General features: G+C 43.7%; 14 protein-coding genes. 3 read left to right on the top strand and 11 right to left on the bottom strand.

From position 1 onward, the window contains the following. Positions 1 to 233 precede the first annotated feature (233 nt). Positions 234 to 2,489 (bottom strand): type IA DNA topoisomerase, encoded by a 2,256-nt coding sequence (locus MHI15_RS20175; RefSeq protein WP_341164767.1) that lies wholly within the window; start codon positions 2,487 to 2,489, stop codon positions 234 to 236. Between the two features lie 164 nt (positions 2,490 to 2,653). On the opposite strand from MHI15_RS20175, the gene MHI15_RS20170 reads away from it, so the two are divergent. Further along, entirely contained in the window at positions 2,654 to 3,517 is an 864-nt protein-coding gene (locus MHI15_RS20170; RefSeq protein WP_341164766.1) for a pentapeptide repeat-containing protein, read from the top strand. 15 nt (positions 3,518 to 3,532) lie between these two features. Here MHI15_RS20170 and MHI15_RS20165 read toward each other — a convergent pair whose 3' ends face one another. The 9 genes from MHI15_RS20165 to pdhA form a co-directional block, all read right to left on the bottom strand. After that, on the bottom strand, positions 3,533 to 5,245 hold the full coding sequence (locus MHI15_RS20165; protein ID WP_076279319.1) for a proline--tRNA ligase: 1,713 nt from the start codon (positions 5,243 to 5,245) through the stop codon (positions 3,533 to 3,535). A gap of 399 nt (positions 5,246 to 5,644) precedes the next feature. Next, a complete protein-coding gene (locus MHI15_RS20160) occupies positions 5,645 to 7,132 on the bottom strand; it encodes a glutamate synthase subunit beta (RefSeq protein ID WP_076130028.1) in 1,488 nt (495 codons plus the stop codon). A 235-nt stretch (positions 7,133 to 7,367) separates the two neighbouring features. Further along, a complete protein-coding gene (locus MHI15_RS20155; RefSeq protein ID WP_076130027.1) occupies positions 7,368 to 7,859 on the bottom strand; it encodes a dihydrofolate reductase in 492 nt (163 codons plus the stop codon). An 81-nt stretch (positions 7,860 to 7,940) separates the two neighbouring features. Continuing rightward, on the bottom strand, positions 7,941 to 8,921 hold the full coding sequence (locus tag MHI15_RS20150; protein WP_076190191.1) for a thymidylate synthase: 981 nt from the start codon (positions 8,919 to 8,921) through the stop codon (positions 7,941 to 7,943). Between the two features lie 141 nt (positions 8,922 to 9,062). After that, a complete protein-coding gene (locus MHI15_RS20145) occupies positions 9,063 to 10,037 on the bottom strand; it encodes a S66 family peptidase (RefSeq protein WP_341164765.1) in 975 nt (324 codons plus the stop codon). Positions 10,038 to 10,189: 152 nt separating this feature from the next. After that, entirely contained in the window at positions 10,190 to 11,602 is a 1,413-nt protein-coding gene (gene lpdA / locus MHI15_RS20140) for a dihydrolipoyl dehydrogenase (protein WP_036687684.1), read from the bottom strand. A gap of 2 nt (positions 11,603 to 11,604) precedes the next feature. Continuing rightward, complete coding sequence (locus MHI15_RS20135) at positions 11,605 to 13,251, bottom strand: 2-oxo acid dehydrogenase subunit E2 (RefSeq protein ID WP_076184428.1); 1,647 nt, start codon at positions 13,249 to 13,251, stop codon at positions 11,605 to 11,607. A gap of 106 nt (positions 13,252 to 13,357) precedes the next feature. Continuing rightward, on the bottom strand, positions 13,358 to 14,335 hold the full coding sequence (locus MHI15_RS20130) for an alpha-ketoacid dehydrogenase subunit beta (protein ID WP_038571553.1): 978 nt from the start codon (positions 14,333 to 14,335) through the stop codon (positions 13,358 to 13,360). Positions 14,336 to 14,350: 15 nt separating this feature from the next. Next, complete coding sequence (gene pdhA, locus MHI15_RS20125) at positions 14,351 to 15,418, bottom strand: pyruvate dehydrogenase (acetyl-transferring) E1 component subunit alpha (protein WP_038571556.1); 1,068 nt, start codon at positions 15,416 to 15,418, stop codon at positions 14,351 to 14,353. Positions 15,419 to 15,683: 265 nt separating this feature from the next. Here pdhA and MHI15_RS20120 point away from each other — a divergent pair, with 265 nt between their 5' ends. Beyond that, entirely contained in the window at positions 15,684 to 16,415 is a 732-nt protein-coding gene (locus MHI15_RS20120; protein WP_076184429.1) for an alpha/beta hydrolase, read from the top strand. A 137-nt stretch (positions 16,416 to 16,552) separates the two neighbouring features. On the opposite strand, the gene MHI15_RS20115 is transcribed toward MHI15_RS20120, so the two are convergent. Next, positions 16,553 to 17,017: a low molecular weight protein-tyrosine-phosphatase gene (locus MHI15_RS20115; RefSeq protein ID WP_076184504.1), complete on the bottom strand. Its 465-nt coding sequence runs from the start codon at positions 17,015 to 17,017 to the stop codon at positions 16,553 to 16,555. A gap of 165 nt (positions 17,018 to 17,182) precedes the next feature. Between MHI15_RS20115 and MHI15_RS20110 the strand changes: the two genes are divergently transcribed. Beyond that, positions 17,183 to 17,824 carry a thiamine diphosphokinase gene (locus MHI15_RS20110; protein ID WP_036687693.1) on the top strand — a complete coding sequence of 214 codons (642 nt, stop codon included), beginning with the start codon at positions 17,183 to 17,185 and terminating at the stop codon, positions 17,822 to 17,824. Positions 17,825 to 18,090 lie beyond the last annotated feature (266 nt).

The following is an 18,090-nucleotide window of genomic DNA, read 5'->3' as shown; positions in this document are numbered from 1 at the left end:
GCTGAAGCTATTGGCGAATTTATTGCCGGTGGAGCAAGTTTGCGGACTCCAGTGCTGCTATTCTCCCGCAAGCGGTGCATATATAGCCCTTTTCATGCCAATAACGACTATGCGGTCCGATAGCAGTCCAAAAAGGACGTATTCCCGCGTTTTGGGTCATCTGTGTCCGCTAGCGGCTTCGTACATGCAAATGTGATGTAATCACCCGTGTTCCATATAAACTTCCAGTCAGACTATGACTCCACTGTTAATTGACCCGTATCCATATTATTAAGCACAAGTTTGCCTTCCAGCGGGGTGCCGTCTTCGCTCGCAAGCTTCAGCTTACCCGTACGGCCCTTTTCAATCAATGCCTTTACTTGTGTATCTGTAAGGGTACGCCCGTGGTTCTCTTTCCAGATCACGAACTTGCAGCCTTCTTTGTAATGAGAGCAGCCGTAGCCTTTTTTACCCATAAAAATCATCCCGCCACAGCCAGGACGCGGGCAGTTTCCGATAATTTTCGGACCTGAATTTGCTGATTCTTCTTCGTTAGCTGGTTTACGTTTTCTTGGCGCGGCAGGTTTATCGCTGGTTTTACGAGATGTACCTCCACCACTCCGACCTTTAGCCCCTGTATTCACAGAAGGAGTTTCCCCTTCAAAAGAAGTTTTGGACGCCCGAGACTGCACACGAACCTTGTCCACGATCATGCAGGCAAATCTTTTTACATTCTCCATAAATTGTCCATCCGACGCCGTACCTCTGGATATCTCGTTCAAGCGACGTTCCCACTGGCCGGTCATTTCAGGTGAAGTCAACAGCTCGATGCCCGCTCCACGTATCAGTTCAATAGCCGTTCGTCCTTTTTGCGTGATGGCGATTTTTTTGCCTTGCATTTCAATGTATCCGACATTCTTAAGCCGTTCAATGGTTGCAGCACGGGTGGCGGGAGTACCCAGCCCTGAATCCTTCATAGCATCCCGAAGCTCTTCGTCCTCAATCTGCTTTCCGGCACTTTCCATCGCTCTAAGCAGCGTGCCTTCCGTATAGTGTTTTGGCGGCTGTGTATCTTTCTCTTTAACGATAGCGTCACTACAGATCACCTCATCTGCCGGAGCGATTGCGAACGGTTCATTCACTTCAATCTCTTCGTCTTCCTCATCATCCTTGTTTTTTCCCTTGGACGACTTCGCTTTATCTTTTTTCTGGTCCGCGTAAATAACCTTCCAACCGAGGTTTAATAATTCCTTAGCAGTAGTTTTGAACTTTTCGTCCTCTACATCAGTCATAACCGTATGCACTTTATATTCCGCAGCCGGATAGAACTGTGACAAAAAGCGCCGCACAATCAAATCATACAGCTTTCCCTCATCCGCACTAAGCCCTGTTGCTTTCCGATATGTAGGCAAAATCGCATGGTGATCCTCTACCTTGGAGGGATTGCAGATAAATTTGTTTCCTTTATGAACGAGATTACGATTCGCGCCCTTCACCCATTCATCATAAGCCGTCCCTTGGAGCGCAGATAAAGTCTTATGCATCTCCGGAATATTTTGTTCTGTAACATAGTTAGAATTCGTCCGCGGATAGGATATCACCTTATGCTTTTCATATAAGGCTTGTGCGATATCGAGTGTTTTTTTAGCGGAAAAAGCGTACTTCCCATTCGCCTCCCGCTGCAACAGCGTTAAATCATACAGTTTATTCGGGTACTCTTTCGTTTCCTTAACCTCATAAGATTCAATACGTCCCGGTTTTCCTTTGACCTTGGCAGCCAGCGCCTCCGCCTTCTCACCATCAGTCAGCCGGTCACCCTGCCACATGCCTTTATAGGTCATTTCATTTTGTGTAAAATGGCCCTCCACCTCAAAAAACTTAAGGGATGAGAACGCCTCAATCGTCTTCTGGCGATCATAAATAAGTGCAAGTACTGGGGTCTGAACTCTCCCCACCGACAGCAGCACATTATGTTTCGTAGTAAATGCACGTGATCCGTTCATACCGATTAACCAATCGGCTTCACTGCGCGCTTTTGCTGCTTTGGTTAGATTCTCGTACTCCGCCCCATCCTTTAGCTCTTGAAAGCCTTTGCGGATTGTCTCTGGTGTCAAATCGGAAATCCACAGCCGCTTCACAGGATGTTCAAGCTTCAAATGCCGCTGAATGAGCGAAAATATATGCTGGCCTTCTCGCCCGGCATCACAAGAATTTACTAGCAGATCGCTTCGTTTAGCCAGCTCTCCGATTACCTTCAGCTGATCAATGGTGCGCGCATTAGGAACTAGCTTGAATGGGTCCGGAATAATGGGAAGATCATTAATATTCCATTTTTTGTATTTCACATCATATGCATCCGGCTCAGCCAATCCGATTAGATGCCCTATTGCCCATGTAATAATGTACTGCTCCCCTTCAAGATAGGAACGGTAATTTTTAGCCTTTGGTTCTATTGCGGCGGCGATATTCCGCCCCATGTCCGGTTTCTCCGCAATAATAAGTGTCTTCAAAAACATTCGCTCCTTACCTTCTCGTTCTTAAGTCCAAAATAGGTCCAGTACTCTATTATAACATTAACCTCAGTTTTTTTTAATCGACCGGACTTTTCATAATCTTTCGTTTGATTTAAAATAAGTTGGTATAAGCGTATTCATATATCGGAGGGAAACAAACCTTGTATGAGAATCACAGATTTACTGAACCTTTTTCTGATCGAAGGCTCTCTGCCCTGAAGGCGGATTGTGAGCAGTGCTTTGGCTTGTGTTGTGCCGCATTGCCTTTTGCTGCTTCCATAGATTTCGCTAGAGACAAAGACGCTGGACAGCCATGTCACAATCTACAGTCGGACTTTCGCTGTGGTGTACATACAGAGCTAAGAGAATTAGGCTACCGTGGTTGCACGGTCTATGACTGTTTTGGAGCTGGGCAAAAGATTTCTCAAGTCACTTATGCTGGAGAAGACTGGAGGAAAAAGCCGAAAACTGCGAAGCAAATGTTCGAGGTATTTCCGATCATGTGGCATTTGCACGAGCTGCTCTGGTATTTACATGAATCTTTAAACTTAGAAATAACCCGTACAATCCATACGGAGCTGCAAACAGCTCTCGATGAAACGGAACAGCTCACTTTACTTAATCCTGAAGCACTTGCAAAAGTGGATGTTGCCGCTCATCGAGCAAAAATCAATATGTTACTGTTGCAGGTCAGTGAGCTTGTACGAACTGAGGCTCGCCGTAAACTAAAAAAATCAGCGAAGAATTTCAGTCGAGGTGCCGACCTTATGGGAGCTAAGCTCAAAGGAGCCGATCTCAGAGGCGCCAATTTGAGAGGAGCCTATTTAATAGCCGCAGACCTTAGGGACGCTGATCTCAGAGGTGCAGACCTTATTGGGGCAGACTTTCGCGATACTGACCTCAGAGGTGCTAATTTAGCAGAAGCTCTCTTTCTCACTCAGGCACAGATCAATGCGGCAAAAGGCAATACTCTCACAAAATTACCAGCAACACTCTCCTGCCCTGATCATTGGCATTCCCATTAAATGAAAAAAGATCATTTATATCAGCGGTGAATAGAATTGTTTGATCCGAGACACAGCTTCCATAATTTCTAAGACTTCTTTCCCCGCTGTGTTTCGGTTCAGATACTCTACTCTTCCCTGTGATGCTTCCTTGCCCACAACTATTGATAGAGGTATCCCGATCAAGCTTGAATCTTTAAATTTCACGCCAGCGCGTTCATCCCTATCATCAATCAGCGTCTCTATGCCAAGCTTGGTTAGTTGATCATAGAGACCTTCGGCAACCGTCCGCTGCTCACTATCCTTGACGGACATTATCAAGATATGAACCTGATAAGGTGCCAATGCTGCTGGCCACATTAATCCATCCTCATCATGATGCTGTTCAGCAATAGCGGATAAAAGCCGTGAGATACCAATTCCGTAACAGCCCATAATCATAGGTTGACTTTTGCCTGAAGAATCTAAGTAAGAAGCGCCTAGCTTTTCACTGTATTTAGTACCTAATTTGAAGACATGACCCACTTCAATCCCTTGATGAAAATGCAAAATACCCTCCAAACAATGCGGACAAACTTCACCTTCTGCTACATTCCGAAAATCCCCCACATGCTCAAGCGAAAAATCTCTGCCGGGTACGACATTACGGAAGTGATAATCTTTTTCTCCCGCCCCTGTAATCCCTTGAGTCATATCAGCTACTGCCGCATCTGCTAGGACAGTAAGCGTTAAGCCTACAGGTCCTACAAATCCACTTTCAACGCCCGCTAAGGATTTCACAGACTCGTAGTCAGCAAGCTTAATCTCATTCGTTCCTAAATATTTACTTACCTTTATTTCATTGACTTCATGATCACCCCGGACCAGTACAGCAAAAATCTGTCCGTCACCTTCATAGATTAATGTTTTGATAATCTGGTCTGGCCGGATATCTAGCTCCTGCTCTAGTTGCTCAATTGTGCGCAAATCAGGAGTGAGGAATTTCTCTATCTCCGGTACTTGTATGACAACTTCATTTTTTACAGGCCGCACGGACTCTGCCTGTTCCAGATTGGCCGCATAATCACAAACGGTGCATGCAGCAATCGTATCCTCCCCAATATCAGCCAGCGCCATAAATTCATGACTGCCGCCCTCGCCTCCAATCGCACCGGAATCCGCATGGACAGCACGGAATTTCAATCCACATCGCTCAAATATCCGGTGATAAGCCTCGAACATTTGGATATATGATTTATCTAGACCTTCCAGGTTTGTGTCAAAAGAGTAAGCATCCTTCATCAAAAACTCTCTGCCTCTCAGCAGTCCAAAACGTGGTCGGCGTTCATCTCGGAACTTGGTCTGAATCTGATATACGGTAATAGGAAGCTTTCGATAGGAGCTGATCTCATTCCGTACGAGTGTGGTTACTACTTCCTCATGTGTAGGACCTAGTATGAATTCCCGCTCATGACGATCCCGCAGCGTCATCAGCTCCTTACCGTATACCTCATACCGGCCTGATTCTTTCCAGAGCTCCGCAGGCTGCATAGATGGCATCAATACCTCCTGAGCCCCAGAGACATCCATCTCATGCCGCACAATCGCTTCTATTTTCCGTAAAACTCGTCTGCCAAGCGGTAAATAAGTATACACACCCGCTGCTAATTGGCGGATATATCCCGCACGCAGCAGTAGCTGATGACTGCTTGTCTCCGCCTCTGAAGGTGCCTCACGCAGAGTTGTTAATAAAAGATTACTTTGACGCATATTTGTACCCTCCCTAAAAAATGAACGCTCTAAACGCAAAAAGACACATTCGTCAGGGACGAATGTGTCGTGATACCACCCTTATTTAACCGCCAGCCCGTACATAGTCTACACTTGATTTGGCGATCCTCGATCGAATAACGGCCGATTCCGGCAGCGGTTATACGCTGCAGCTACCCAGGCAGGATACCATCCACACGTATTTGAGGAACCTTTCAGCCGGTGAGTTCCCTCTCTGTTCTAACGCTACTAGGATCGTAAGTCCTTGGTCAATGCTTTTGTCATTTAAATATTGTATTAAATCTATATGAAAATAATATTTCCGTCAAGCGTCAGCTCCAAAAAAAGCCGCTTCTCCAGCAGGTAAACTGCTTTTGAAACGGCTTCTTGAATTAATGCCTAGACAAGAACGCTTGAGCCCATCAGGTATTTATCCACTTCACGTGCAGCTTCGCGACCTTCATTGATGGCCCAGACCACCAAGCTTTGACCACGACGCATATCGCCAGCAGCAAACACTTTATCCACGTTCGTATTGAATTTGCCGTAACGTGCTTTCACATTGGTACGACGATCAGTCTCCAGGTTAAGCTCCTCAACAATATCTTGCTCCGGTCCATCGAAACCAATAGCGATGAGAGCGAGTTGAGCAGGATATACAGCTTCCGTTCCAGGAACGGGCTGGTAGATTTTACGACCTGTCTCATCCACGATCCGGCGGATCTGCACCGTATGAAGCTCCTTCAAGTTCCCCTCTTCATCCCCAACAAATTTAGTGGTCATGATAGAGAATTCACGCGGATCATCGCCAAAAATAGCTTTCGCTTCTTCTTGCGCATAATCCAAGCTGTACACATTCGGAAATTGTGGCCAAGGATTAGCAATCGGATCCCGTTGCAGAGGCGCTTTTTCATGTGTACCAAATTGAGTGATACTGCCGCAGCCATGACGAAGCGCTGTGGCAACACAGTCAGATCCTGTATCCCCGCCACCCAAGACGATTACATCTTTACCTTCAGCGGATACATAGTTACCATCCTCCAGATTGGAATTCAAGTAACTCTTGATCGTGCCATTTAAATAATCCATGGCATACATAACGCCCTTAAGCTCACTGCCTTCAATGTTGAAACGGCGTGCTTTAGTAGCTCCACCACACAGAACGACCGCATCATACTCATCAACAAGCTGCTGAGCCGGAATGTCTTTACCAATCTCAGTGTTCACTACGAAGTTAATCCCTTCAGCAGCCAGCAAATCTACACGACGTTGTACAACTTTTTTATCAAGCTTCATAGTAGGTATTCCATATGTCAGCAGTCCGCCAATGCGGTCACTGCGCTCAAATACAGTTACAGAATGTCCAGCCTTGTTAAGCTGTGCTGCTGCGGCAAGTCCAGCAGGTCCAGAGCCTACGATTGCAATTTTTTTGCCAGTCCGTTTCTCCGGTGGATTAGGTACAACCCAGCCCTCTTCAAAACCCTTATCAACGATCGCAAGTTCAATTGTTTTGATGGTTACCGGCTGTCCGATCAGGCCCACTGTGCAAGAGCCTTCACAGGGAGCGGGACAAATACTGCCTGTGAATTCAGGAAAGTTGTTTGTCTTATGCAGACGTTCCAGTGCTTCTTTCCAGAGTCCACGATACACCAAGTTATTCCATTCCGGAATTAAATTGTGTACTGGACAACCTGAGGTCCCGCCAGCCATATCAATACCTGTATGGCAATAGGGGGTTCCGCAATCCATACAACGTGCGCCCTGTGTCCGAAGCTCGTCCTCGGATAAATGATGGTGGAATTCTTCCCAGTCCTTTACCCGCTGCTCAGGATCCCGATCACCTGGGAGCTGCCGTTTATACTCCATAAAACCTGTAGGTGTAGACATGTTTACGTTTCCCCCATCCGTTCTCTTCGTGTTGAAGTATAGTACATTGTAGCATATTGCGGCTTCGTATGGTTGTCAGCAACGCAATGAAGTACCTGCACATTCTATTCTATACCTATACATAATCATTTCTAATTTTAATTATAGTAACATTCATCACTTTTGCACAGTAATGGATAAATCTACTGATTATTTGTACTATTTCACATGTTATGTCAGAGAAAACGTTTTATTGCTATTCCGTACGTTCATAAACAAGGAAACGGTAATCATACGGATTCTTCTCATCACGAATTCCCTTGATATTGGAGACCTCTTTCCACATCCTCCAGTCAATCTCAGGAAACCGGGTATCTCCTTCAAAATCCTGTTCGATCTGCGTCAACATCAACTTGTCAGCATACGGCAACATCAACCGGTAAATTTCCGCACCACCGATTACCATCAGCTCATCTTCTTTTCTACCCTCGCTGAGAGCCTCTTCAAGCGTGTGTAGAACCTCTGCACCTTCAGCTGAATAATCAGTATCTCTAGTTAGAATTAGGCTCGTTCTGCCCTTCAAGGGCTTGCCTCCGAGCGAATCCCATGTTTTGCGGCCCATTAGCATTCTTTTGCCCAATGTTTCTGCTTTGAAATAAGCAAAATCCAGCGGCAAATGCCAAGGCATATCGTTATCTTTTCCTATGACATGATTGGCACCCATTGCCCATATTAAGCTAATACTCATGAAGTTCTCTCCTTCCTCCATACTAAAGTAAAAAACTATATTGCCAAAAATTATATTTGCGAATCTTCATTTACAATTACGTTATACTGCGATCGGCGCTTTTATCGAAGGATGCGGATTGTACCCCTCAATGACCAGATCTTCCAGTTCAATATCAAAAATTGATTTCTTCTGTGAATTAATAACCAGTGTAGGCAGTGCTCTTAATTCTCTTGATAATTGCTCTTTCACTTGCTCAACATGGTTTGAATAGATATGCGCATCACTAATGCTGTATACAAACTCGCCTACTTCTAGCCCACATTCGTATGCGATTAAATGCGTAAGCAAAGAGTAAGATGGAATATTGAAGTTTGCCCCGAGAAAAGAGTCCGCACTGCGTTGCAGCAAGTGACAGCTTAGTTTACCATTTGCAACGTAGAACTGGAACATAACGTGGCAGGGCGGTAACGCTGCTTTGCTTCCTTTCGTCCCAGCATTTATAACATCTTCCGGGTTCCATGCGCTGACAATTAAACGCCGAGAATCAGGATTTGTTTTGATCTGATGAATAACGTCTTGTAATTGGTCAATTGATTCGCCAGTTGAAGATGTCCAATTCCGCCATTGCTTACCGTAAACGTTTCCTAGCTCGCCATATTTCGCAGCAAACGCATCATCTTCTAAGACACGATCACAGAATGATTTCATCTCTGCTTGATATAATTGATTAAAATCTTCATCAACTAAACAACGATTCCCGAAGTCTGTCATATCCGTGCCTGCATATTCGTCCGATTCAACCCATCTTTTAAAAGCCCATTCATCCCAAATATGATTATTATTTTTCAATAAATAACGAATGTTGGTATCGCCTTTAATAAACCACAATAACTCACTTGCAATTAAGCGAAACGGTGTACGTTTTGTTGTAAACAGCGGGAAGCCTTTTGATAAATCAAATCGCATCTGATAACCAAATACACTAATTGTACCAGTTCCTGTACGATCTTCTTTTTTCACACCATGATCCAAAATATATTGTAAAAAATTCAAATAGGTTTGTTCTAACTCATTCGTCAAAGTATTGCACCTCCGTAATATTTCACCTCATATATTATATCTGAAAAATCCGATTTTTGTAGAAGGTAAGATAATTTTTAAATATATTTAATAATCGGGTTACCTATTCAATTATAAAGGATTGATTCAGCAATTGTATCTCTACTCCGCTATCCTAAGCTCCACTCTTGCCCCATAAGCCCGAAGGCTTGCTTGTCCACCCACAGGAAAGGTAATCATCGGCGATGTATGTCCAAAGTCCACGTCTGCAATCACAGGAATATCGGATAATTCTTCTTTTGAGCGGATAATTGTGGTCAGCAGCTTCTTTGACATACGCGATTCTTTTTGGAACCTGCCGATCACCAACCCTTTGACCTCTTCAAACTCAGGCTGATGAATTAGGGATTGCAGATCTCGATCAAAGGTTGCAGGTGCTGACTCATAATCATCCTCAATGAACAAGATAGAATTTTTTAAACTTGGCATATACTCTGTTCCCTGCAAAAGATTTAAATTGCATAAATTGCCACCAATAATCGTTCCTTTCGCTTCCCCATCATTGATAATGAACGGACCTTCATTTTTAATAAATATCCGGTTTTCCTGATCCAGATACCACTCATCATCACTCCAATGCCTGGAAGGCTGCACTAGAATTTCTTTATTGTCCATCATCAGCTTGCGGAAATATTCGATGGTATATTCATTATCGTGGAGCATCGCAAATGTGGAAAAATGCGGTCCGGAGTATGTAACTAATCCTGTTTGAGCATAAATCGCATTACTTAGTGCAGTAATATCCGAATAACCACATAAACGCTTTGGATTCTCTGCAATGATTGAATAATCTATATAACGCAGGAGCTGGTTACTATTGAAGCCCCCAATGGTCGTTAATATTCCTTTCACTTTGGGGTCTAAAAAGGCTTCGTGCAAATCCTCAATTCTCGAATCAATAGAAGAGGAAACAAAATCATCCGTCTCAAAAGAATTTGTTGAAATGGATATCCGAAAACCTAACCGTTCAAGCTGCTCTTTAGCGATTTTTCTTTGCTGAGCATCGATTAATGACAAACTTCTGGAAGGAGAGATAATACGCAGCTCATCTCCAGGCTTTAATTTATCAGCTCTCATCATTGAACCTCCCTATATTTATAAAATACAGATTAAGTAATTGCTCTTCCTCCCAGTATATCTCTTTTCAAAAAAGTGGAAAACACAAAAAAAGGCGGAACGCATTTGCGTCCGCCTTTCTGTTGCCTGCTAGAGCAATTTTTGGAGAAAAATTATTTCATTACATGAATTGGGTGACCTTCAACCAATTCAGCAGCTTCCATGACGATTTCGCCAAGGGTTGGATGCGCATGAATAGTCAAAGCGATATCTTCAAGCGTTGCGCCCATTTCGATTGCCAAACCAAGTTCAGCGATCAAGTTAGAAGCTTCGATACCAACGATTTGAGCTCCCAGTACCAAATTGTTCTCGGAGTTAGCAACAATTTTGATGAAGCCTTCTGGGCTGTTCAAAGATACTGCGCGACCATTTCCTGCGAATGGGAATTTGCCGCTTTTCACTTTGTAGCCTTTGTCTTTTGCTTCTTTTTCAGTCAAACCAACGCTTGAACACTCAGGATCTGTAAATACAACAGCTGGGATGACTTTGTAGTCAACAACAGATGTAAGTCCTGCAATTGCTTCAGCAGCGATTTTACCTTCGTAAGAAGCCTTGTGAGCCAAAGCAAGACCTGGAACAACGTCGCCGATAGCGAAGATGGTAGGAATGCTTGTGCGTCCTTGGTGATCAACTTTGATCAATCCGCGCTCGTCGAGCTCAAGACCGATCAGGTCCAGACCAAGTTCACCGTCAGTGTTAGGACGACGACCTACAGTTACAAGCAAGTAATCTGCTGTAACTTCTTTGGACTCGCCACCAACAGAGTATTTCACGGTTACTTCTTTGTCGTTCTGAACAGCACTTTCAGCTTTAGCGTTAGTTACGATTTCGATGCCAGTTTTAGCCATGTTTTTCGCAACAAGACGAGTCATATCTTTATCGAAGCCTGGAAGTACAGTATCCAAACCTTCGATGATTGTTACTTTAGTGCCAAATTTAGAGTACATTTGACCAAGCTCGGCACCGATGTATCCACCACCGATTACGATCATGCTCTTCGGAATTTCTGGAAGTTCCAGAGCTTCAGTCGAAGACAGAATACGTCCGCCGAATGGGAAAGGTTTAAGTTCAATTGGACGGGAACCTGTAGCAATGATGCAGTGTTTGAAGCGGTAACGTGGAGATTCATGATCATTGAACACACGTGCTTCTGTGTCGCTAATAAACATGCACTCGCCGTTAAATACTTCAATTTTGTTGCCCTTCATCAAGCTAGTCACACCGCTAGTCATTTTTTTAACTACGCTGTTCTTGAATTCTTGAGTTTTGGCAAAATCCACTTTAACATTCTCAGCTGTAACGCCGAAAACTTCACCATGCTGTGCGGATTCAAATTGATGCGCAGCAGCGATCAAGGCTTTAGAAGGAATACATCCACGGTTCAAACATACACCGCCGAGTTCCGATTTATCCACGATGAGGACTTTTTGGCCGAGCTGGGCGGCACGAATTGCCGCCACATACCCACCAGGACCTGCACCAATGACCAATGTATCAATATCTAGTGAAGCGTCTCCTACTACCATAATTATACCTCCATAACCAGCAGCTCAGGATTATTGAGCAGCGATTTAATGTAGTTCATAAAGTTTTGAGCAGTCGCACCATCGATAATACGGTGGTCAAAGCTGAGTGACAACGCCATCACTGGAGCAACTACGATTTCACCATTTTTCACAACTGCTTTTTCACTGATACGGCCAGTTCCGAGGATAGCCACTTCAGGGAAGTTGATGATTGGAGTAAAGAACATACCGCCAGCAGAACCGATGTTACTGATGGAGATCGTGCTGCCCTTCATTTCGTTAGCAGACAATTTACCGTCACGGCCACGAACGGCCAAGTCAGTGATGCTGCTAGCAATCATCCAAATGCTCTTACGGTCAGCGTCTTTGATAACTGGAACGATCAAACCGTTTGGTGTATCAGTAGCGATACCGATATTGTAGTATTTCTTGTAGACAATTTCGCCTGCTTCTTCATCAATCATAGCATTGAGTGCTGGGAATTGACGGGAAGCTGCAACAAGTGCCTTAACGATGAATGGAAGGTAAGTAACCTTAACGCCTTTTTTCTCAGCAATAGGTTTCATACGTGTACGGAATGCTACCAGTTCAGTAACATCTACTTCATCCATGATGGTTACGTGTGGAGCAGTGTAAGCCGATTTAACCATTGCGTTGGAGATCGCCTTACGAATACCCTTGAATGGTACACGTTCTTCTTCAAGACTAACGTTACCGCTAGCTGCTGCAGGTGCTGCTTTAGCTTCGGTTTTAGCAGCCTTAGGAGCTTCAGACGACGCTGCTGCTGCAGGAGCTGCTGGTGTAGAACCACCTTTCAAGAAGGCTTCTACGTCTTCACGAGTGATTTTACCACCTTTACCAGTTCCGTTCACTTTGGAAATATCCACTTTTTGCTCACGAGCAAATTTGCGAACGCTTGGTGTAGCCAAAACATCGCGGTCAGGAGCTGGTGTTACACTTGCAGATCCGCCTTCTTTAGCATCAGCAGGGCTTGTTGCTGCAGGGGAAGAAGTAGTGTTTGCACTTCCTTTTGCTGCATCGGCTTCAGCAGATGCATGACCTTCTTGTTCAGGAACGTCGCCTTCAGCAGCGATAATAGCTACAACTTCGCCTACGCGGCAAACTTGGCCATCTTTAGTCAGAACTTCCAATACAGTACCATTCACTGGACATGGAACCTCAACTACAGCCTTATCATTTTGAACTTCCATGATGATGTCATCATCCGTTACCTTGTCACCGGCTTTGATATGCATTTTGATGATTTCACCTTCATGCAGACCTTCACCCAGCTCAGGGAAGCGATATTCAAAATTCGATGCTTTGTTAGATGCTGGAGCAGCTGGTGCAGCTGGCGCTTGAGCAGCAGGAGCTTCAGTAGCAGCACCCTCTTGATCAGGCACGTCACCTTCTGCTTCGATAATAGCCACTACTTCACCGACACGGCATACTTGACCGTCTTTAGTCAGAACTTCCAATACAGTACCGTTTACTGGGCAAGGCACCTCAACTACCGCCTTGTCATTTTGAACTTCCATTACGATATCATCATCCGTTACCTTGTCACCGGCTTTGATATGCATTTTGATGATTTCACCTTCATGCAGACCTTCACCTAGTTCAGGAAATCGGTATTCAAACTTTGCCACTTTGAAAACCTCCTCGTGAAATTGGGACTAACCTTATGATTTAAACTTTATAAGATGAAACAACGTTGTCATCCATATGGATGACAACTGTTTCTCGTAAAAATATTTAGAATTCCAAAACTTTCTTCACGCCTGCAATAATACGTGCAGGGTTTGGAAGCCATGTATCTTCTATTTGTGCGAATGGATACACAGTATCAGGACCTGCGATACGAAGCACAGGTGCTTCCAAGTGCAGTAGTGCTTTTTCATTGATTTGTGCGATAACTTCAGCAGCTACACCCGCACTCTTTTGTGCTTCTTGCACCACGATAGCACGGTTAGTCTTCTTCACAGACGCTACAATAGTATCGATGTCGATTGGACTTACAGTACGAAGGTCGATAATTTCAACATTAACGCCTTCTTTTTCGAGTTGCTCGGCTGCTTTGGTAGCTGTATGTACCATCAGCCCGTAAGTAATGATCGAAACGTCAGAACCTTCACGTACTACGTTCGCTTTACCAAGTTCAACTGTATATTCACCTTCTGGCACTTCAGCACGGAATGCATGATAAAGGTTCAAGTGCTCCATGAAGAAGACAGGGTCATTGTCGCGGATAGACGCGATTAGAAGTCCCTTCGCATCATATGGGTTTGAAGGAATTACAACTTTAATCCCTGGGCTTTGTGCGATCAAACCTTCGAGTGAGTCAGTGTGAAGCTCAGCAGCCTTAACTCCGCCACCAAAAGGAGTACGGAATACTACTGGAGCGTTATATTTACCGCCAGAACGCCAGCGCAAACGTGCTGCTTGAACAACGATTTGATCCAGTGCTTCAAAGATAAAACCTACGAATTGAATTTCAGCAATCGGACGGAAGCCTTGTACACCAAGACCAAATGCCAGACCGCCGATAGCGGACTCAGCTAGTGGTGTATCAAAAATACGATCTTCGCCAAATTCCTTTTGCAGACCTTCAGTTACACGGAAAACGCCACCTACATTACCAACATCCTCTCCGAAGATAAGAACGTTAGGGTCACGATTCAGTTCAACGCGCATCGCGTCGCGAATCGCTTCTTTCATATTCATTTGTGCCATTGCCTGATATCCCCCTTATTCAAAATCGGCTTTTTGCTCTTCCAGATGTTTAGGTGTTACTTCGAACATGCTGTCGATCAAGCCAGGTATTGTCATTTTTTCGGTTTGTTCAGCTTTTTTGATCTGCTCGTTAACAGTAGCTTTCGCTTCATCCTTCACGCGCAGTGTATCTTCTTCAGTCCAAAGACCTTTCTTCTCCAAATACTTGGCAAGACGGGCGATTGGATCCTTTTCACTCCATTGTCCTTCTTCTTCTTTCGAACGATATTTACTTGCATCGTCAGAAAGGGAGTGTGGACGGAAACGGTAAGTTACAGCTTCGATCAATGTAGCACCTTCGCCGTTGCGTGCACGTTCTGCAGCATCACGTACAGCACTGATTACTGCAAAGATGTCCATACCGTCAACCTTAATCCCTGGAATACCAGCTGCAACCGCTTTGTGAGCGATCGATTTGGAAGCCGTTTGTTTAGCGAACGGAGTCGTAATCGCATACCCGTTGTTTTGAACAAAGAAGATTACAGGCAGTTTAAAACGACCAGCAAAGTTCAAGCCTTCGTAGAAGTCACCTTCTGAAGAACCGCCATCACCAGTGTAAGTAATTGCAACATTCTTTTGTTTTTTCAATTTGAAGCCCATAGCAATACCAGTAGCGTGCAGGATTTGCGCACCGATGATAATTTGTGGCATCAATACATTAACCCCGTCAGGAATAGCTCCACCATGTTGGTGACCGCGGGAATATAAGAAAGCTTGGTACAATGGAAGTCCGTGCCATACTAGCTGCGGAATATCACGGTAGCCTGGGCATAAGAAGTCTTCTTTCTCCAAAGCGAACTCACTACCAATCATGGTAGCTTCTTGACCGGATACCGGTGCGTAGAAACCAAGGCGACCTTGACGGCCAAGGTTTACTGCACGATCATCCCAAGTACGGGTAAATACCATACGATACATAATTTCTTTCAGTTGATCATCGGTTAAATCTGGCATCTTATCCTTATTGATAATTTCTCCATCCGGGGAAAGTACCGATAGAGCCTCGACGTCCTCTGTATACACTTCATAAGGAACTTTACTCATTATCTTCACCTCAATAAAAAAATTTGAATATCAGCTGCCTCTGTTATAATATTATTATACACCTGTTTAGTTACTTTCGTCAAAGAAATACTTATAAAATTTATATTCCTTCAAATTTTGTATGTATAACAGGTGAGAAAATTTTATATAACAGTTTAACACTTTTCTAACAAGTAAATGATTAATAACACAGTTACACATTTAATAATTTTAGCGTAACCCTGTGTGTATTGCAAAATTCGACAAGAAAGGTGACGTGACAACGATGAGCGATTCTGTTTTTCTGAAACGCACAATTGTAAAAGAAACGCTTTGGAGTGAACATCTGCAGGAGGAACGTAAATTACGTATCTATCTGCCCCCAGGCTACAATGAAGTTCTGAGTTACCCCGTGGTGTACTGCCAAGACGGAGAAGAATTTTTCAACTTTGGACGCATTGCTACACTTGCTGGACAACTTATTATAGAAGAAGATGTCGAGCCCTTCATTATCGTTGGTGTAGAAGTTAACGTCGCTGTTCGGACTCAAGAATACGCTCCGTTCGGCAGCCGATTCAAGCAGTACCTATCTTGCTTTTCCGAAGAGATTATTCCCTTCATTGAAAAAAATTATCCCGTACGCCGTACACCCGACGAACGAATCTTAGCCGGTGATTCCCTTGGAGGCAGCGTCTCCCTCCATCTCGCTCTTGCTTATCCAGCTATCTTCACACGTATCATCAGCCTATCCGGTGCATTCTATCCCGAATCACAAGCCATGCTGGCTAAAGAAGAAGATCTCTCCTGGCTCAACATTAATATGGTCGTTGGACTGCAGGAAACAGATTACCAGACTGATACAGGGACCTATGATTTTGTTCAGATGAACAGAGAAACAAAAGCATTGCTTGAAGCACGTGGAGCTACCGTATCCTACCGGGAGAAAGACGGTCGTCATCTCTGGGGCTTTTGGCAAAAGGAACTCCCTGAATCTCTACTCTATTTTTTAAACACATAATGCCTTATTGATAGAAGCAAAAAATGAACATCTAAAGAACGTATGTAGATTTCAGCCGTGTTTACGCTTACAGTTTAATCCAGCAAATTTCCTTAATTTACTTTAATACTAATCAGAGAGGCTGGAACCCAACCGGGTTACAGCTTTTCTCTTATCACCATTTCTAGCAACACGTCACAGCCTGCATTGATCAAATCATATACCTGTTCAAAATTACCTGTAAAATAAGGGTCTGGTACTTCTCTCAATTCTTCCTCAGGCAATAAATCCATGAAGAACAAAAGCTTAGCCTCTTCTCCACCAGGAACCTTTCTAACATTCTCTCCATTAGACTTGTCCATGCAGACGATATAATCAAACTTCTGAAAATCCTCGCTACTGACCAAACGCGCTGCCATATTTGCATAGCTAATCTTGTTTTGATCAAGTATACGTCTAGTCCCTTCATGCGGTTCCTTACCTATATGCCAATCTCCAGTTCCTGCAGAGTCAACCAGAATCTTATGTGAAAGCTCTCGTTCATCAATCTTATGGCGCAGAACGGCCTCCGCCATTGGTGAGCGACAAATATTACCCAGACAGACAAATAGCACGTTTACGATTTCATTCACCTCCCAATTGTTAAAACATTAGTAAATATGAATTTATGCACATAAAAAATCGCACACTATCATTTTAGCGTTGTCTTGGTCAATTGTGCAACTTTTCGATCTGCATTATACTGGGACAGGATAACCAACTAGAGTTTTAGAGGAGGAATGGATGTTATGCCATCCAAACGAGTTGTTATTTTTGCCGGTGGAGAACTATCTCCGGATTATTTCGCTCTATTAGATGAAGAAGATTTTATTATCGGTGCGGACCGGGGTGCATTATTCCTCATCTCACATGGATATATACCCGATATTGCGGTAGGTGATTTTGATTCTGTATCGCCTGAGGCTTTTCAGGATATTCAATCCAAAAGTAAAAAAACAATCACTTGTGACGCCGTGAACAAGGATTTAACCGACAGTGAGATGGCACTCGATATTGCAATGAATCAGCAACCTGATTCTATTTTACTATTAGGAGTTACAGGCACTCGAATTGATCACTCCTTAGCGAGCATTCAAATGATGACAAGGGCTCTGCAACGGCAAATCAATTGCTACGTGATGGATTCTAATAACTATGTGACACTTACCGGATCCCAAACAGTCATTGAAGATTTGGGCTACACCTATGTATCTTTGCTTCCATTAACTCCTGAAGTAACAGGGATTACATTAGAAGGATTTCAATATCCTTTGAATGATGCTACTTTAAAGCTAGGGCAATCTCTAGGTGTAAGCAACAAACTGATTTCCTCCACTGGAACAGTTAGAATACGTAGTGGATTATTGCTGATTATCCAGAGCAAAGACTAAATACATAGTGATATAGAAACATCCTTGTAACTTTTGTTTCAAAATTAAAAAGCCGTTAAATCCTTTATATATCAAGGGGTTTGCGGCTTATTTTATTGCTCAAAATATCAAGTTATTAATTTTTTGTAACTTTTAATGAATTTTTAATAAAACGTTTACAACCCAGGCCCAGCCTCACTTTATTGCTGCTCTACCAAATTTTATGACATAGATAACCTGCTATACTACGAATCAGGCAAGCAAGACAAGCCAAGCAAGACAGATTG

The sequence above is a fragment of the Paenibacillus sp. FSL H7-0918 genome, assembly GCF_038007025.1.
In the GTDB taxonomy this organism is placed as follows: domain Bacteria; phylum Bacillota; class Bacilli; order Paenibacillales; family Paenibacillaceae; genus Paenibacillus_AQ; species Paenibacillus_AQ odorifer.
This window is presented reverse-complemented; position numbering and strand designations above follow the sequence as displayed.

Coding starts and splice junctions, on each gene's coding strand:
- MHI15_RS20155 (WP_076130027.1), bottom strand. CDS start 7,859: ATGAGTATTAGCTTAATATGGGCAATGGGTGCCAATCATGTCATAGGA.
- pdhA (WP_038571556.1), bottom strand. CDS start 15,418: ATGAGTAAAGTTCCTTATGAAGTGTATACAGAGGACGTCGAGGCTCTA.
- MHI15_RS20110 (WP_036687693.1), top strand. CDS start 17,183: ATGCCATCCAAACGAGTTGTTATTTTTGCCGGTGGAGAACTATCTCCG.
- lpdA (WP_036687684.1), bottom strand. CDS start 11,602: ATGGTAGTAGGAGACGCTTCACTAGATATTGATACATTGGTCATTGGT.
- MHI15_RS20160 (WP_076130028.1), bottom strand. CDS start 7,132: ATGTCTACACCTACAGGTTTTATGGAGTATAAACGGCAGCTCCCAGGT.
- MHI15_RS20165 (WP_076279319.1), bottom strand. CDS start 5,245: ATGCGTCAAAGTAATCTTTTATTAACAACTCTGCGTGAGGCACCTTCA.
- MHI15_RS20130 (WP_038571553.1), bottom strand. CDS start 14,335: ATGGCACAAATGAATATGAAAGAAGCGATTCGCGACGCGATGCGCGTT.
- MHI15_RS20145 (WP_341164765.1), bottom strand. CDS start 10,037: ATGAGAGCTGATAAATTAAAGCCTGGAGATGAGCTGCGTATTATCTCT.
- MHI15_RS20120 (WP_076184429.1), top strand. CDS start 15,684: ATGAGCGATTCTGTTTTTCTGAAACGCACAATTGTAAAAGAAACGCTT.